12 protein-coding genes are annotated in these 17,222 nt (G+C 64.4%); 6 read left to right on the forward strand and 6 right to left on the reverse strand.

Going from position 1 to position 17,222, the window contains the following annotated elements:
• Window positions 1–48 precede the first annotated feature (48 nt).
• A complete protein-coding gene (locus API01S_RS09690; protein ID WP_254598559.1) occupies window positions 49–2,058 on the forward strand; it encodes a DUF4344 domain-containing metallopeptidase in 2,010 nt (669 codons plus the stop codon).
• Between the two features lie 82 nt (window positions 2,059–2,140).
• Here API01S_RS09690 and API01S_RS09695 read toward each other — a convergent pair whose 3' ends face one another.
• The 4 genes from API01S_RS09695 to risA form a co-directional block, all read right to left on the reverse strand.
• Window positions 2,141–2,659 (reverse strand): carboxymuconolactone decarboxylase family protein, encoded by a 519-nt coding sequence (locus tag API01S_RS09695; RefSeq protein ID WP_006217981.1) that lies wholly within the window; start codon window positions 2,657–2,659, stop codon window positions 2,141–2,143.
• 74 nt (window positions 2,660–2,733) lie between these two features.
• A complete protein-coding gene (locus API01S_RS09700; RefSeq protein ID WP_006217982.1) occupies window positions 2,734–3,282 on the reverse strand; it encodes a peroxiredoxin in 549 nt (182 codons plus the stop codon).
• 59 nt (window positions 3,283–3,341) lie between these two features.
• Complete coding sequence (gene risS, locus API01S_RS09705) at window positions 3,342–4,736, reverse strand: sensor histidine kinase RisS (protein ID WP_006217983.1); 1,395 nt, start codon at window positions 4,734–4,736, stop codon at window positions 3,342–3,344.
• A 34-nt stretch (window positions 4,737–4,770) separates the two neighbouring features.
• Entirely contained in the window at window positions 4,771–5,505 is a 735-nt protein-coding gene (gene risA, locus API01S_RS09710) for a response regulator transcription factor RisA (RefSeq protein WP_003813882.1), read from the reverse strand.
• 130 nt (window positions 5,506–5,635) lie between these two features.
• Between risA and API01S_RS09715 the strand changes: the two genes are divergently transcribed.
• Together API01S_RS09715 and API01S_RS09720 are read left to right on the forward strand one after the other, a co-directional pair.
• Window positions 5,636–6,925, forward strand: coding sequence for a bifunctional tRNA (adenosine(37)-N6)-threonylcarbamoyltransferase complex dimerization subunit type 1 TsaB/ribosomal protein alanine acetyltransferase RimI (locus API01S_RS09715; protein ID WP_050727880.1), 1,290 nt, complete (start codon window positions 5,636–5,638; stop codon window positions 6,923–6,925).
• Window positions 6,922–7,911, forward strand: a complete 990-nt coding sequence (locus tag API01S_RS09720) for a uracil-DNA glycosylase (protein WP_050727879.1) — start codon at window positions 6,922–6,924, stop codon at window positions 7,909–7,911. The genes API01S_RS09715 and API01S_RS09720 overlap by 4 nt, the downstream gene beginning before the upstream one ends.
• A 79-nt stretch (window positions 7,912–7,990) precedes the next feature.
• Here API01S_RS09720 and lplT read toward each other — a convergent pair whose 3' ends face one another.
• A complete protein-coding gene (gene lplT, locus API01S_RS09725) occupies window positions 7,991–9,304 on the reverse strand; it encodes a lysophospholipid transporter LplT (protein WP_006217986.1) in 1,314 nt (437 codons plus the stop codon).
• Window positions 9,305–9,567: 263 nt separating this feature from the next.
• Here lplT and smc point away from each other — a divergent pair, with 263 nt between their 5' ends.
• The 3 genes from smc to ligA are packed head-to-tail and all read left to right on the forward strand — an operon-like array spanning window position 9,568 to window position 16,327.
• The gene (smc, locus tag API01S_RS09730) at window positions 9,568–13,101 is read left to right on the forward strand and encodes a chromosome segregation protein SMC (protein WP_006217987.1); all 3,534 of its coding nucleotides are present in this window, start codon (window positions 9,568–9,570) and stop codon (window positions 13,099–13,101) included.
• Window positions 13,102–13,147: 46 nt separating this feature from the next.
• On the forward strand, window positions 13,148–14,224 hold the full coding sequence (locus API01S_RS09735) for a cell division protein ZipA C-terminal FtsZ-binding domain-containing protein (protein WP_050727878.1): 1,077 nt from the start codon (window positions 13,148–13,150) through the stop codon (window positions 14,222–14,224).
• The gene (ligA, locus tag API01S_RS09740; protein WP_050727877.1) at window positions 14,225–16,327 is read left to right on the forward strand and encodes an NAD-dependent DNA ligase LigA; all 2,103 of its coding nucleotides are present in this window, start codon (window positions 14,225–14,227) and stop codon (window positions 16,325–16,327) included. It begins immediately after the preceding gene.
• Window positions 16,328–16,429: 102 nt separating this feature from the next.
• On the opposite strand, the gene API01S_RS09745 is transcribed toward ligA, so the two are convergent.
• Entirely contained in the window at window positions 16,430–17,206 is a 777-nt protein-coding gene (locus API01S_RS09745; RefSeq protein ID WP_006217990.1) for a peptidylprolyl isomerase, read from the reverse strand.
• Window positions 17,207–17,222 lie beyond the last annotated feature (16 nt).

The following is a 17,222-nucleotide window of genomic DNA, read 5'->3' on the forward strand; positions in this document are numbered from 1 at the left end:
CTTGCCGGCGGTGTCAGGCAGCAACTGTTGCAGGGGTGGACGGCGGGCTTGCAAGACGGTTGGTTCACCCTGCAGAACAAGGGCACGCCGGACAGCGAGCAGACGCTGTATGTCAGCGTTGGACCCGCACCCGAAGCCGGCCGGATCACCGACGTCAACGTGGTCGTCAATTCGCAGAATCCGAAGGCATCCATCGGCGTTGTGATGAACAACCGGGCGCGCAAGAGCCTGTGCCTGCTTGAAATTTCAGCAGACAAGAACACGCAGCTGTTCTGTCTGGATGGGCAGAATCGCCGCGAATTCGGATCCGTGCCCAACGTTGCCAAGCTGGACGGCTCGGATCGCATCAAAGTGGTTGAAGTGCCTGGCGCGGCGCGCTTCATCGTCAATGGACAGAAGATTGGCGACGTGGCCGACGTGCCCGCATTGGGTGCGGACATCGGCATTATGGCGTATGACGTCGGCACGTTCGGCATCGCGGATTTTTCCATCACGACCAACAAGGGCGCCAACCCGCCCGCAGCTCCCCCGGCATCCACCGGCTTGCCGCCTCGCGGCGGTGGCGCGGCCAGCGCGCCGCCGGCAGGTCTGCCGCCTCGTGGCGGCGGCACGGCCGCCAGCCCGCAAAATACGCAACCGCCTGCGAGCGCGCCTCGGTCCGGTCCTGCGGCCAGCCGTGACAATACGGGTCTGCCGGGTGCCGGGCCGTACCCGCGTTTCGGCGGTGACACAGAGCGCATCGTCGCGGTGTACATCGGCCTGATGAAGAGCATCTTCATGCACGAATTCGGCCACGCCCTGATCGGCGAACTGCAATTGCCGTCCACCGGCGCCGAAGAGGACGCGGTGGACATCTATGCGGCGCTACAGATCGTCGAGCCCACGATGTACCCGTCGGGCAACAAGGACGTGGACCGCATGGCGAGCGAGGCGGCGACCTATGCCGCCTTGCAGTGGTATTACAGCGGCAAGATTTCCGAGAACCGGGGGCAGGCGCCTTCGGCATGGCAGGACGAGCACACCGGCGACCTCAAGCGCTTCCGCAACATGCTCTGCATCATGTACGGCGGCAATCCCTCCGTGTTCGAATCCGTCGTTCGCCAGACCGGTTTCGAAGACCGTACCAAAGCCCGCTGCACGGATGAATTCAGCAAGCAGAATCGCGCGTGGCGCAAGATTCTGGCGCCTCATACGCGGGTCGGCACCTGGACGCCGGACGGCGAGCGGCCGGCCAATGCGCCGGGCGCGCCCGTGAACGTGGTGTTCGAGCCGTCGCAGCGCAAGATCGGCAATCTGTTCGCGAATAATCTGTCGGCCGCCATTGGCGAGAACATCAAGCTGCTGGGCAAGACTTATGTGCTGCCCCGCCCGGTGAACGTGACCTTCAAGGACTGCGGCAAGCTCAATGCCTGGTACAGCCCGCGTGAAGGCACGATCACCATGTGCTACGAGCTGATCGAAAACATCGCTGTGATGATTTCCGATATCGAAATGGGCACGGTGGGCGGTGAAGTCGTTGCCAAGGACGGGTCGGCCCCGCCGCCGCGCCAACAACAAGCGCCGGCGGGCCAGGGGCAGGGCGCTGCCGCCCCGACGGGCGGCTTCGATGAGTTGAAGGACAGCGGCATCCCGGCCACGACTCTGCTGTTTTCGGCGCCCTACAAGGGACCCACGCCCGTGCAGCATTACCGCGCCAAGGTGATCACGACCGGCGACCTGGTCCAGCTGATCAAGAACAACAAGAACCTGGTCATCGTCGACACCAGCGGGCTGGCCGATACCCTGCCCATCGCATATCCGTTGACCGACGCCGGGTCGGACGGCAGCGTCAAGGACCATCTGCAAAACGCGCTGGACGATTGGTTGCTGAAGAAATCGGGCGGCAATCGTGGCGTGCCGATCGTGCTGATGGGCGCCAGCATGGACGATCGCTCGTCGTACAACGCGGCCTTGCGTGTCGGCACGCTGGGTTGGGACGCTTACTGGTATCGCGGCGGCATGCAAGCCTGGGTGGCCAACGGGCTGCCGACCACGCCGGTGAAGGCGGCGCAAAACTGATTGCGCGCTGACGCCACTTGGGGCGATAAAAAGCCCGCCTGTTGTGAAACAGGCGGGCTTTTTGGTCTGGGGCCGCGGCGGCTTACTTGCCTTGCGCGGCGAGCGCCAGCGCAGCGGCGTTGACGACAGCCGCGATACGGCCAGCGTCACGCAGCTGTTCGGTCGTCAGGCCGTCGTTCTTCAGATTTTCGTAGTGCGAGGCCACGCAGAAATGGCACTTGCCGATGATCGAAGCCACCAGCGCGAACAGTTCAAAGCGCTTCTTCTCGACCCCGCCATGCGTTGCGTAGGCGTTCATGCGCAATTGCGCCGGCAGGCTCTTCAGGTTGGCATCGCCCGTCATTTCGACGTAGGGATACCAGGTGTTGTTCATGCCCATCAGCGCCGACGCGGTCAGGGCGGCATTGGCGTCGCCTTCCGACAGGCCGCTCTTGAAGGCTTCGACCAGCACCGGGCTGCGCGCGGCGTAGGCGGCGGACAGGGCGGCGCCTACGGCGTCTTCAGGCGCGAGGGTCGAGCGGGCAATGACGGCGTCCAGATTCAGGCGGATGTCCTTGGCCCAATCCGGCAGCTGTTCCTTAATGGTCGTAAGAAATTCCATAGTTTTTACCTATAATCTAGAGCAAGTAAAGCCCGGCGCCGGGCCTGCGGACAGGCCCTTGGCCGGGCTGGAAATTACAGCGTAGCGCCGCCAACCGTACGGTTGCACGGGCACAGCTCATCGGTTTGCAGACCGTCGAGCAGACGCAGAACTTCTTCCGGGTTACGGCCGACGTTCAGGTTGTTCACCGAAACGTGCTGGATCGTGTTGTCCGGGTCGACGATGAAGGTGGCGCGCAGAGCAACGCCAGCACCCTTTTCGCGGACGCCCAGTTGGTCGATCAGGGCACCGGTGGTGTCGCCGAATTGGTAGTGACCCAGCTTGTTCAGGTCCGGATGCTCACGGCGCCATGCCAGCTTGACGAATTCGTTGTCGGTGGAGCCGCCTAACAGAACGGCGTCGCGGTCTTCGAAATCCTTGGCCAGCTTGTTGAAGCCGACGATTTCGGTCGGGCACACAAACGTGAAGTCTTTCGGGTAGAAGTAGATCACCTTCCACTTGCCGGGGAACGAGCTTTCGGTGATGTCTTCAAACGCCGACACGCCATTTTCTTCGTGCTGGTTGAAGCCGGGCTTGACGCCGGTGACCTTGAAGGGCTCGAGTTTGTCGCCAACAGTTTTCATGTTTACTCCCAGTAGTTGTTGGTGGAGATAAGGCAGTGCCTCAAACCATAAATTCTACGCTATGGATTATCGTTGTCTAATTGATAATTCCTAAACTTGGCTTTGGGCAACTCTATCCGGGCGGTCAGTCCGCCGCCTTCTCGCGGCAGCATCCGCAGCGTGCCGCCCACGTGCTTGAGCAGGCGTTCCACGATTGCCAGCCCCAAGCCCGCGCCGCTCACGCCGGTACGCGCCGCCTCGCCACGCGAGAAGGGGCGCAGCAGCCGGTCCACGTCTTCGGGCGCAATGCCCGGGCCACGGTCACAGACTTCGATCACGATCATCCCGCCTTCGGCTTGCAGCGTCATGACAAGGTGCGCCATGCCGTCGCTGGACCGACCGTAGCGGCGGGCGTTTTCGATCAGGTTGCTGACCACGCGCTTGAGGTCCAGCGCCGTGATCCGCGCGCGCAAGCCCGGTTCCAGCGAGGCTTCCAGCTCGCCGCCCAGCGACGCAGTGTGGCTGCGCTCTCGCTCGTACAGTTCCGCCAGCACCGCTGAAATGTCGGTGGCCAGTTGGGGCAGGGTGCCGGCTGGCCGCGCGTATTCCATCAGTTGCCCGATGCTGTGGTCGATCTGGCCCAGGTCTTCGTCGATGGCCTGGCGCGCGTCTTCCGACACGCCGCTCAGTTCGATTTCAAGGCGCATACGCGCCAGCGGGGTGCGCAAATCGTGCGAAATCCCCGCCAGCATGAGTTCGCGGTCGGCTTCGGCCTGCCGTAAGTCCTTGGCCATGCGGTTGAACGATGCGTTCAGGTCGCGTATTTCCAGCGGCCCTTGCTCAGGCAAGGGCGCGGGCGTTTCCCCGCGCGAGAGCACCTGCGCGGCCCGGGCAAGCCGGGACAGGGGCCGGTTCACGAACCCCACGCTGACCGCCGCGCCGACAAGGGAAAGCAGCAACGCTGTCGCGCCCCATCCGAGCCATTCGATACCGCCGGTCAAACCGATCTGCTCTCGCTCGAAAACGAGCCAGTACAGGTCTTTTTCGATCTGGAAACTGACCCAGAAGCCGGGCACCTGGTTTACGCCCCAAGCAATCTGCGTCTCGGGGCCGAAGCGCGTGCGGATGTGTTGCGCCACGCGCTGCCAGTAGTCGTCGTCGGGAAGGGCTTCGGCAAAGTCGGTGACTTCGCGCGGGTAGACCTGAATGCCCTCGTTGGTGGCAAGGTCTAGCAGCAGCTTGCTGCGTTCACCGTTATGAGAATAGATCAGGGCCGTGCGCGTGATATTGACGGCCGTGATCACCCTCTGCGCCATTTGATTGGCGCGCGGTCCCAGCTCCATGCTGAAAAATACTTGAAGCCACGCGCCCAGGCTGACCAGCATCAGCGCTGCGAGCAGCAGGAACGTGCGGCCGAACAAGCCGAGCCGCAAACGTGAAGTCAGGTTCCTGAAGGTTCTGCGCAAGCGGGGCACGAGGCTGCGCTCCTGCCCAGGGCGGGCGAGCCGATCAGCTACCACCGTCCGGCACAAACACGTATCCGAGACCCCAAACGGTCTGGATGAACACGGGCTTGGACGGATTGGGTTCGATCAGCTTGCGCAGGCGCGAGATCTGCACGTCGAGACTGCGATCGAAAGCTTCGTATTCGCGGCCGCGCGCCAGTTCCATGAGCTTGTCGCGGGACAGGGGAATCTTCGGATGGCGCGCAAACACCTTGAGCACCGAGAATTCACCCGTGGTGATGGGCACCTGTTCACCGTTGCGCGTGAGCGTGCGGGTGGACAAGTTCAGCACGTAGGGGCCGAAGGCGATCGATTCGTTCTCCTGGCTGGGAGCGCCAGGATGTTCCTCGGTGCCGCGACGGCGCAGGATCGCATTGATCCGCGCCAGCAGTTCCCGGGGGTTGAACGGTTTGGACAGGTAGTCGTCCGCGCCCATCTCCAGGCCCACGATGCGGTCGATTTCTTCCGCCTTGGCCGTGAGCATGATGATGGGGGTATTGTCGTGGCCACCGCGCAGCCGACGACAGATGGACAATCCATCTTCGCCGGGCAGCATCAGATCCAGCACGAGCAGGTCAAAATGCTCGCGTTGCCAGAGTTTGCCCATCTCTTTGGCGTCTTCGGCGACGAAAACGTTGAATCCCTGCTCGGACAAATACCGGCGCAGCAAATCGCGCAAGCGCGGATCATCGTCAACGACGAGGATTTTTCGGGTGGGGGTGGTGTTTTGCGTATTCATGGCCGGAAATGTAACAGTGACAAGAACCAGCGGCTAGTGGGCGTTCACAAGATATTACACATTGCGAACCATGGTTGAAATCCCCCTTACAACCGGGGGCGGACCCGCGTATTTCGTACAATCTGCATCTATGGAACTAAACCTGCTGGCTTTGGAAACCTCTTCGTCCCGTTGCGGCGTGGCTTTGCTGCGGACGGTCGATGGCCGTTTGGAGGTCATCACCCGCGAACACGAGGGCTCGCAGGAGCATGCGGAACGCCTCTTGCCGATGGCGAACGAGCTGCTTGCCGAGTCCGGCCTGGCGCCCACGGCGCTGCATGCGGTGGCGTTTGGCCAGGGGCCCGGGGGCTTTACTGGCCTGCGCGTGGCCTGTGGCGTGGCGCAAGGCATGGGGCTGGGGCTGGGAATTCCGGTGCTTCCCGTAGTATCGCACCAGGCGGTCGCCGCGCAGGTGCCCGGGGCCGGTCCGGCAGACGCCATCGTCGTGGCGCTGGACGCGCGTATGAACGAAGTCTATCTGGCGGTCTATCGCCGTACGGACTCGAATTCTTCGGAAGATAGCGGCTGGGAAGTGCTGCAAGCGCCCCTCTTGATCGCCGCGGCCGAGGTCGTGCCCTGGACGGCGCACCATCTTGCCGGCTGGTCAGAAGCGGCCGGCCAGGCGCTGCGCCCTGTGCTCGCGGGTGACGCCTGGGATGCCTACGCGTCCGAAATGACGCCTGTGGCGGGCTGGACACGCGCCGCCGAGGCCTTGCGCCCGGAAGCGGCCAGCGTGGCCCGGCTGGCGCGCCAGGGCTGGCTGCGCGGCGAAGCGTTGCCGCCCGAAGAGGCCGCGCCGCTGTATGTGCGCGACAAGGTCGCGTTCACCACCGCCGAACGCATGCGCGGCGAGGGCGGCAACCCGAAAGCCCAGCCGTCGCTTACGCCGCAAGCCGCAGAACCGCAGCCATCCTCCGACACGCCGCAACCGTTGACGCACGCGGACCTGGACGACGTCGTCGCCCTGGAGGCCCACGTCCAGGCGTTTCCGTGGACGCGCGGTAATTTCGTCGACGCCTTATCCGCAGGATACGGCGCGTGGGTGCTGCGCCGCGATGGCAGGGTCATCGCCTTCTGCATCCTGATGTACGCCCCGGATGTGGCGCATTTGCTGGTCATCGCGGTTTCCAAGGACCTGCATCGCCAGGGGCTGGGGGGCATTCTCCTTCAATGGTGCGAGGAACAGGCGCGTCAGCGCGGGCTGGAAGGCGTGTTGCTGGAAGTGCGCCCGTCCAATACTTCGGCCGTCAGCTTCTACCGCCACCATGGCTATTTGCAGATCGGCGTGCGCCGGGGGTACTACCCGGCGGAAAAGGGCACGCGAGAAGACGCGCTGGTGATGCAGAAGCGCTTTGCGACCGACGAGCAGGTGGCGGCATGACGTTGCCAATGCCCGCCGTGGCGCCTCGCGTCAATCCGCTGCAACGCATCTGGCTGCGCGAAATCGGCATGGAGCGGCTGTGGCTGCGTCCGTCGCCAGTTGAAGCCAAGCCGCTTGCCGCACCGCAAGTGCCTGTTTCGAAACCGGTTTTGCCGGCAGCGGCGCCGCCAGCGCCCGCGCCCGTTGCGCTGGCGGCGCCCGGCATCGAGCCCTCGGCCACGGTTGCCGAGCAGCCCCCGGTCGTCGCCGATCCGGTCGCGCCGATACCCGCGGCCGCCTTCGTTCCGACCGAGCGGGCTTCCGGACGGCCGGGCATTCCGGCGTCCATCCTGAATCGAACGGGTCCACCGCCGCGCCCCGTTCCCAAGACCGCCGAAGAAGAAGCCGTCGAAGCGCCTCGCATTCCTGTCGCCGAGGCCGTCAAGAACGCCAATCTGGACGAGCTGCGCGAGCATGTGGTGGCCTGCACGGCTTGCGGGCTGTGCCAGGGACGCCGCCATGCGGTGTTTGGCCACGGCGCAACCCCCACCCGCTGGCTGGTCGTGGGCGAAGCGCCGGGCGAGCAAGAGGACCGGCAGGGCCACCCCTTCGTCGGCCGTTCGGGGCAGTTGCTGGACGCCATGCTGGCCGCCGTGGGGATGAGCCGGGATACCGACGTGTTCATCACCAACGTCATCAAGTGCCGTCCCCCGGGCAACCGCAATCCCAAGCCCGAAGAGATCGCGTCTTGCAGCCCCTATCTGATGCGGCAGATCGCGCTGCTCAAGCCCGAGCGCATCCTCGTGCTGGGCCGCTTTGCCGCGCAGACGCTGCTAGGCACGGACGCCACGATCGGCAGCCTGCGCGGTCGCGTGCATACGCTCAAGACGGAAGACGGAAGCGAGATTCCGCTTATCGTCAGCTATCACCCCGCGTACCTGCTGCGCAGCCCGTCCGAAAAGGCGCGGGCGTGGCAAGACTTGAAGCTGGCCTCACGGATGGCCTGACCCGGCGTCGGGCATCGTCCGAGCAGGGCAATAAAAAAACCGGGCCATGGCCCGGTTTTTTTATTGGCAGATCAATCGTTTAGTGCGTGGAGTCCAGCGCGCGGCCATGGCCTTCCTGGCCGATCTGGTCGTGCAGGTCGGGGTTGGCCAGCATGTTGCGCTTGCTCCAGCGCATGAACACGACCATCAGCACCGCGACCACCGTACCGAAGATCACGATGATCACGTTGATGGGCAATTGCAGCCACAGCAGCAGCGTGTACATCGCAACCATCAGCAGGATGTTGAGCTGTTCATTGAAGTTCTGGACCGCGATGGAATGCCCGGCCGACAGCAGCACGTGGCCGCGATGCTGAAGCAGAGCGTTCATCGGCACCACGAAGAAACCGGCCAGTCCGCCCGTGAGCAGCAGCAGCAGGTAGACGCTCCAGGGCGAATAGACGAGCGGCATCAGCAGCACGACCAGCCCCATGGCGGCGCCCACCGGCAGCACGGCCAGCGCGCGGCGCAAGGGGATGCGGCCAGCCAGGATGGAGCCCACGACGGTGCCCAGCGCCGCCACGCCCATCAGCATCGACGCCTTGTCCAGTTGATAGCCCAGGTGGCTGCGGCCCCATTCGATCACGATCAGTTGCAGCGTGGCGCCCGCGCCCCAGAACAGGGTGGTGACGGCCAGCGAGATCTGGCCCAGCTTGTCCTTCCACAGCACGCAGACGTAGCCCCAGAACGTGCGGATCAGGCGCACCGGGTTTTTCTGCTGCGGGGGGTAGCGCACGTGGGTGCGCGGAATCATCAGATTGCACAGCGCTGCCAACAGATACACGAAGGCAATCACCAGAATGGCGGCTTCGGCAGGCGTGTGCACCAAGCTGCCGATGAAAGAATGGCTCAACAGCGCGGTGGATACCGAGGACGAGATCAGCAGGCCGCCCAGCACCGTGCCCAGGATGATCGAGAACACCGTCAGGCCTTCGATCCAGCTATTGCCCTTGACCAGCATGTGCGGGGGCAGCATTTCGGTGACGATGCCGTACTTGGCGGGCGAATAGGCCGCAGCCCCGATCCCGACCACGGCATAGGCGCCACACACCAGGTAAGTCTGATATTCCGGGGCGACGCCAATGCTGGCGTACGAGAACATCAGCAGACAGCCGGCCACCTTCAGGGCGTTGGTGGAGAACATCACGCGGCCCTTGGGGAAGGAGTCCGCGATGGCGCCGACAAAGGCCGCCAGCACCACGTAGGCCAGCGCGAACGACCATTTCATCATGGGCGCCAACCAGTCGGGGCCGTGCAGCTCCTGAATCAAGGCGATGGCTGCGATGAACAGCGCATTGTCCGCCAATGACGAGAAGGCCTGCGCGGCCATGACCAGATAGAAACCACGTTTCAAGAATGTCCCCGTTCTTTGGCCTGAGCCCGGCCGATCCGCGTGAAAATTATGTGTCGTGCCAAAAAGTGTCAGGGAGTATAGCCGGAGCCCGGAGCGGGGCCATTGAGCGTTTGCCCGTGGGTTGACCATTACTGACGTTTGGCGACAGACTGCCTGCGGTATCATACGACCCATATGTGAGCCGGCCCTTCGTGGGCCGGTTTGCAATCTGTGCGGCAGGTCCGTTAACGCCTTTCGTCAACCCACCCCGTCGTCATCGTACTGTGCGTCTTACTCAGCTAAAACTCGCCGGCTTCAAGTCCTTCGTCGATCCCACCGTGATTCCCGTGCCCAGTCAACTGGTTGGCGTGGTGGGTCCGAACGGCTGCGGAAAATCGAACATCATCGACGCCGTGCGCTGGGTGCTGGGCGAGGCCAAGGCCTCGGAACTGCGTGGCGAATCCATGCAGGACGTTATTTTCAACGGCTCGGGCAACCGCAAGCCGGCCGCGCGGGCGTCGGTGGAGATGGTCTTCGACAACAGCGAAGGGCGCGCCGCCGGCCAATGGAGCACCTACGCCGAAATCGCCGTGCGACGCGTGCTGACGCGCGACGGCACCAGCAGCTACTTCGTCAATAACCAGCAGGTCCGCCGCCGCGATATCCACGACATCTTCCTGGGCACCGGCCTGGGCGCTCGGGGTTACGCGATCATCGGGCAGGGCATGATCAACCGCCTGATCGAGGCGCGTCCTGAAGAGTTGCGGGTGTTCCTGGAAGAAGCGGCCGGGGTGTCGCGCTACAAGGAACGCCGCCGCGAGACCGAAAACCGCCTGTCCGACACGCGCGAAAACCTGACCCGCGTGGAAGATATCCTGCGCGAATTGAACAGCCAGCTTGAAAAGCTGGAAGCCCAGGCCGAAGTCGCCACGCGTTACCGCGAGCTTCAGGCCGACGGCGAAAAGAAACAGCATTCCCTGTGGTTCCTGAAGGAAACCGGGGCGCGCGAAGAGCGCGCCAAGAAGGCCCAGGAAATGGCGCAGGCGCAGAACGAGCTTGAAGCCGCCATCGCCGGCCTGCGGGCGGGCGAAGCCGCGCTGGAATCGCGCCGTCAGGCCCACTATGCGGCCAGCGACGCGGTACATACCGCGCAGGGCGCGCTATACGAGGCCAACGCGCAGGTCAGCCGGCTGGAAGCCGAGATCCGCCACGTCGTCGATTCGCGCAACCGCTTGCAGGCGCGCCGCGACCAGTTGCAGCAGCAGATCGCCGAATGGACCAGCCAGCGCGAACACTGCACTGAACAGATCGCCCAGGCCGAAGAAGACCTGGCCGCCGCCGCCGCCCGTACCGAAGAAGCGCGCGCCACGGCTGAAGACGCCCAGGCTGGCTTGCCCGCCGTCGAACAACGTGTGCGCGAGGCCGCCTCGGGGCGCGACGAAATGCGCGCCGCGCTGGCCCGAGTCGAGCAGAACCTGGCGCTGGTCGCCCAGACCCAGCGCGACGCCGACCGCCAGATGCAGGTGCTGGAACAGCGCCGCGAACGGCTCCAGCAGGAACTGCGCGAACTGCATGCGCCCGATCCCGTCCGCCTGGAACAACTGGCCGGCGACCGCCTTGCCGGCGAAGACCAGCTGGAAGAAGCGCAGGAAGAACTGGCCACGCTGGAAGGCCGCGTGCCTGAAGCGGATGCCGAGCGCAGCCGCGCCCAGGCCGCCGCCCAGACCGACGCGCAGAATCTGGCGCGCCTGGAAGCCCGCCTGTCGGCCCTGGTGAAGTTGCAGGAAGACGTGCAGAAGCAGGGCGCGCTGGAACCCTGGCTGGCCAAGCACGAGCTGGCCGGCCTGTCGCGCCTGTGGCAGAAGCTGCATGTGGAACCGGGTTGGGAAACAGCTCTTGAATCCGCGCTGCGCGAACGCATGGCGTCGATGGAAGTGCGCAACCTGGATTGGGCGCGCGCCTTCGCCGAAGATGCGCCGCCCGCCCGCCTGGCCTTCTATCAGCTGCCAGCCGCGGCCCCCGCACCGGCCGCCCCGGCTGGCTTGACGCCGCTGGCCAGCCTGCTGCGCATCACCGACCCAGACCTGCGCACGCTGCTGAATGAATGGCTGGCTGGCGTCTATACCGCCACCGACGTCACGCAAGCCCTGGCCATGCGCGCCACCTTGCCGGCTGGCAGCGCCTGCGTGGTCAAGGCCGGCCACCTGATCGACGCGCACAGCGTCCGCTTTTACGCGCCGGACTCCGAACAGGCCGGCCTGTTGGCCCGCCAGCAGGAAATCGAAAACCTGCAACGCGAAATCAAGGCCCAGCAACTGATCGCCGATCAGGCGCGCGCCGCGGTTGCGCGAGCCGAGGCGGCCTGGCAGCAGGTCTCGCAGGCCATAGCGCCGGCGCGCACGCGCGTGGCCGAAGTCACGCGCCGCGTGCACGACATCCAGCTTGAGCATTCGCGTCTCCAGCAGCAGGCCGAACAATCGGGCGAGCGGGCATCGCGCCTGCGCCAGGACCTGGAAGAAATCAAGGTTCAGGAAGAAGACCTGCGCGCCACCCGCGAAGAAGCCGAAGCCCGCTTCGAGACGCTGGACGAAGAACTGGCCGAACATCAATCCCGCTTTGCCGATGCGGAAATGGACGGCGAGACGCTGGCCGCCCAGGCGGAAGCCGCCCGCACGCGCCTGCGCGAGCTGGAGCGCGCCGCTCAAGAAGCCGAATTCGCCGAGCGGGGTATCCAGGTCCGCATCACCGATCTGCAACGCAATCAGCAACTGGCGGCCGATCAAAGCCAGCGCGGCACGGTCGAACTGGAACAGCTGATGGGCGAGCTGACCGAATTGGACGCCTCGGCTTCCCAGGCCGGTCTGCAGGATGCGCTGGAAGCGCGCGCCGAGCGCGAGGAAGCGCTGTCGCGGGCGCGCCAGGAAATGGAAAATCTGGCGGCCCTGTTGCGGGGCGCTGATGAAGATCGCCAGCAGCAGGAACAGACGCTGGAACCGCGCCGCGCGCGCATCATGGAACTGCAATTGCAGGAACAGGCCGCGCGTCTGGCGGAAGAGCAATTCACCGAACAGTTGAACGCTCGCGAAGTCGACCGCGAGGCGCTGGCCCAGGACCTGGCCAACCGCCCCGAAGAATGGCGTCGCGCCAGCTGGCTGCAACAGGAAGTGGGGCGGATCTCGCGCCAGATCGAATCGCTGGGCTCGGTCAACCTGGCCGCGCTGGACGAATTGAACACCTCGCGCGAACGCAAGGGGTTCCTGGATTCTCAGCACCAGGACTTGATGACCGCCATCGAGACCCTGGAAGACGCGATCCGCAAGATCGACCGCGAAACGCGCGAGCTGCTGCAAGAGACGTTCAATATCGTGAACGGCCACTTCGGCGAGCTGTTCCCCAAGCTTTTCGGGGGCGGCGAAGCCAAGCTCAGCATGACCGGCGAGGAAATCCTCGACGCCGGCGTGCAGGTGATGGCGCAGCCCCCGGGCAAGCGCAACAGCACAATCCACCTGTTGTCGGGCGGCGAAAAGGCACTGACCGCGACCGCGCTGGTGTTCGCGCTGTTCAAGCTGAATCCGGCGCCGTTCTGCCTGCTGGACGAGGTGGACGCGCCGCTGGACGACGCCAACACGGAACGCTACGCAAACCTGGTCGCCAACATGAGCGAGCAAACGCAATTCCTATTTATTTCGCACAACAAGATCGCCATGCAAATGGCCAAGCAGCTGATCGGCGTAACCATGCAAGAGCAAGGGGTTTCGCGTATCGTTGCGGTAGACATAGATTCGGCCGTGCAGATGATGGCCTCCGAAGCGGCATAAACCCCATATTTAGAAAGGCGCCGCCCTCCTGGCGCGGGATGTACACATGAGTGATTTGCAGATCGGGCTGATAGCCCTGGGCGTCTTGCTGATACTGCTGGTGTTGGGATTCAACTGGTGGCAGGACCGGCGCGTCCGGCGCAAGATGCAAAGCCATTTCCCTACGTCTGAACAAGATCCGTTGCTGGGTGCCGGCGCGGCTGGCGCTGCGTCGGCCACGGCCGCTGGCGCGAGCCGCCGCGAGCCCGGCATGGGCGGCGACGCCCCACGTTCGCAGCCGGGCCAGCCCGCGCCGGTGGATCCGGGCAGCGATGCCGATGATGCCGAAGAGCCCGATCCCGCTTGCGAAGTCGTCATCGAAATCAATTTTGCCGAGCCGGTTCGCGGCGCCGATCTGCTTCCCTACATGCAAAGCCTGCGCCACGTCGGCCGCAAGCCCATGCGCGTGTTTGCCGAAACGGACCAACGGCGCCATCGTGCGCGCGTGCATGCCGGCGAGTCCTACGCATCGATGCAACTGGCGGTATTGCTGGCCAACCGCAGCGGCCCGCTCACCGCGATCGAATGGTCGCAAGCCTGGGCCCGCGCCCAGGACATGGCCGAACGCTTCGACGCCAACATCGAAGGCCCCGACCAGCAAGCCGTGCTGGAGCAGGGCGCTCGCCTGGACGACACCTGCGCCGCCCTGGACACCCAGGTCGGCCTGACGCTTCTGTTGGGCGCGGCGCAACCGGCTGCCGAAGTTCTGGCGGTCGCCCGCGACACCGGGTTTGTGGCTGACGGCAACCGCATGGCCTGGCCGGCGGAAAACGGCGTGACCCGCTTCACGCTGTCGCGCGCCGATGGCGCTGCCTTCGACGCAGGCATGGGCGGGGTTGAACGTCTTTACCTGCTGCTGGATGTGCCTTGTGCTCCCGCTGACACCCGCGCCTTCGGTCGCATGGTGGATGTGGGCCGCGATCTGGCCGCGCGCCTGCGTGCCGAATTGGTCGATGACCAGGGCAAGCCTTTGGCTGAAGGGTCTGAAACGGTGATCGACGAACGCCTTCAAGTGCTCTTCGAACAGCTCGAACAAGCGGGCCTGCCCGCCGGAAGCGAGCGCGCTCAACGGGTGTTTGCGTAAATGAGTCGAGCGTCTGGTGAAGTCAACCCGGCCGAGACCGCGGCGCGTCTGCGCGCCGAGCTTGAACAGCACAACGTCCGCTATTACGTCTACGACGAGCCCTCGATTTCGGATGCCGAATACGACGGGCTGATGCGGCAGCTCGAAGCCCTTGAGGCCGAGCATCCCGAACTGATCACGCCGGAATCGCCCACGCAGCGCGTGGGTGCGGCACCGGTCTCGGCCTTTGGCAGCGTGAGCCATGCCGTGCCCATGCTGTCCCTGAACAACGCCTTCGCGGAAGAAGAAGTGGTGGCGTTCGACCGTCGCGTGACGGACACGTTGCGCGGCGCGGGCCTGTTGGGGCCGGCGCAGCAAGCCGATTATTTCTGTGAATTGAAGCTCGATGGCCTGGCGATCAGCCTGCGCTACGAAGACGGGCGGCTGGTGCAGGCCGCCACGCGCGGCGATGGCCAGACGGGCGAAGACGTGACGTCCAACATCCGCACCATCAAGGCCATTCCGCTCCAGCTCAAGGGCGCGGCGCCGAAGGTGTTGGAAGTGCGCGGCGAAGTGCTGATGAATCGCACCGACTTCGAAAAGTTGAACGAAGCCCAGGCCAGGCGCGACGAAAAGATCTTCGTCAATCCGCGCAACGCGGCGGCAGGTAGCCTGCGCCAGCTGGATCCGCGCATCACCGCCAAGCGGCCGCTGCGATTCTTCGCGTACGGCTGGGGCGAAGTGCAGGGCTTGCCGGGCAAGCAGAGCGGCCTGTTCGACGAGGCCACGGCCGGCGCCGGCCAGGCATCGCAACTGCCGGAAAAATCCCATGGCGCGATGTTGGCCTGGCTGCACGAACTGGGCCTGCCGGTAAATCTGAAGCACAACGATCGTGCGACGGGCGCGGAAGGCCTGATGGCGTTCTATGCCAAGGTCGGCGAACTGCGCGCCAGCTTGCCTTACGACATCGACGGCGTGGTCTACAAAGTGGATTCCCTGCCGGCGCAGAAGGTGCTGGGCTTCGTGGCGCGTGCGCCGCGCTTCGCGCTGGCGCATAAGTTCGCCGCGGAAGAAGCCACCACCACGCTGCTCGATATCGAAGTGCAGGTGGGCCGCACGGGCGCGATCACCCCGGTGGCGCGCCTGAAGCCGGTCTTCGTGGGCGGCGTCACGGTCACCAACGCCACGCTGCATAACGAAGACGAAATCCGCCGCAAGGATGTGCGCAAGGGCGACACGGTCATCGTGCGCCGCGCGGGCGATGTGATTCCCGAAGTGCTGGGCCCCGTGCTGGAAAAGCGTCCCGACGACGCCCAGCAGTTCGTGATGCCCACCGCCTGTCCGGTCTGTGGCTCGGCCATCGAACGGCTGGAAGACGAAACCATTGCGCGTTGCACGGGCGGCCTGTTCTGCGCCGCACAGCGCAAGCAGACCCTGTGGCACGCCGCCAGCCGCAAGGCGCTGGATATCGAAGGCCTGGGCGAAAAGCTGGTCGACCAATTGGTCGACAGCGGCCGCGTCAAGACGCTGGCCGACCTGTACAGCCTGCGCCCGCTTGAACTGGTGGGGCTGGATCGCATGGGCCAGAAGTCGGCCGACAACCTGGTTGCCGCCATCGACAAGGCGCGCGCGCCGGCTTTGAACCGCCTACTCTTCGCGCTGGGCATCCGCCACGTGGGGGAAACCACTGCACGCGACGTCGCGCGCCATTTTGGCAGCATCGACGCCATCATGGACGCCGACGAAGAGGCGCTGTCATCCGTGCCCGACGTAGGCCCGGTCGTGGCCGCTTCCATCCGCCGCTTCTTTGCCGAACAGCACAACCGCGACGTGATCGAGCAGTTGAAGGCGCAGGGGGTGAACCCGGTGGCGGAAGCCGCGCCGCAAGGCACGACGCTGGCGGGCAAGACCTTCGTGCTGACCGGCACCTTGCCCAATTGGACGCGCGAAGAAGCCTCGATGCATATCCAGGCGGCGGGCGGCAAGGTCACCGGCTCGGTTTCCAAGAAGACTGCATACCTGGTGGCCGGCGAAGAGGCGGGCAGCAAGCTCACCAAGGCGCAGGAACTGGGCGTGACCGTGTTGGACGAAGATGCACTCAAGGCACTGCTGGGCATGTCGTAGCCGGCATCCGGCTGGGGCCTGCCTTGCTTTGCACGAAGGTTTTGCTCCCGCTTGAGACGAAAAAAAACTGCCCGCGGGCAGTTTTTTTCGTCTGGCGAAGGCTTACTGGATCTTGGCCTTGTCGCGCAGTTGCTTCTGGTAGTCGGCCAGGGTTTGCTGGCGCAGCATTTCTTCCAGTTGCGGACGGACCTGATCCAGCGGCGGGAATTCCACCGGGCGGGTGTCGTCAACCATGATGATGTGCCAGCCAAACTGGGTTTGCACCGGCTTGTCGACCAGTTGGCCCTTCTTGAGCTGGGTCACGGCTTGCGCGAACGGCTGGACGTAGTTGGTCGGGGGAGCCCAACCCAGATCGCCACCCTTTTCGGCGCTGCCGGGGTCCTTCGAGTTCTTCTTGGCCAGATCGTCGAACTTGCTCTTGTTGCTCTTGATCTGGGCCAGCAGGTCATTGGCCGTCTTCTCGTCTTCGACGAGGATATGACGGACCTTGTATTCCATCTTGCCGGCTTGTTCTTTCTTGATCTTCTCGTATTCGGCGGTGACCTTGGCGTCCGAAACCGGATTCTTGGCCAGGTAGTCGGCCATCAGCGCGCGCACCAGGATGCCTTGGCGGGCCAGTTCGATTTCGGTCTGAACGTCGGCTTGCTTGGCGATGCCGCTGGATTCGGCGGCTTGCACGAAGATCTGGCGGTTGATCATTTCTTGCTTGACCTGTTCGCGCAGTTGCGGCGAGTCGGTCGCGCCTTGGCTGACCAGCAGCTTGACGAATTGATCCAAATTCTTTTGCGGAATGGCCTTACCGTTGACGGTGGCCACGTTCTGCGCGAAAGCAGGCACGGCGATGACGCAGGCCGCAGCCAGCATGACGATGCGTTTCATGAATATCCTTTTACTT

It is taken from the genome of Achromobacter piechaudii NBRC 102461 (genome assembly GCF_001571245.1).
Lineage (GTDB): Bacteria > Pseudomonadota > Gammaproteobacteria > Burkholderiales > Burkholderiaceae_B > Achromobacter > Achromobacter piechaudii.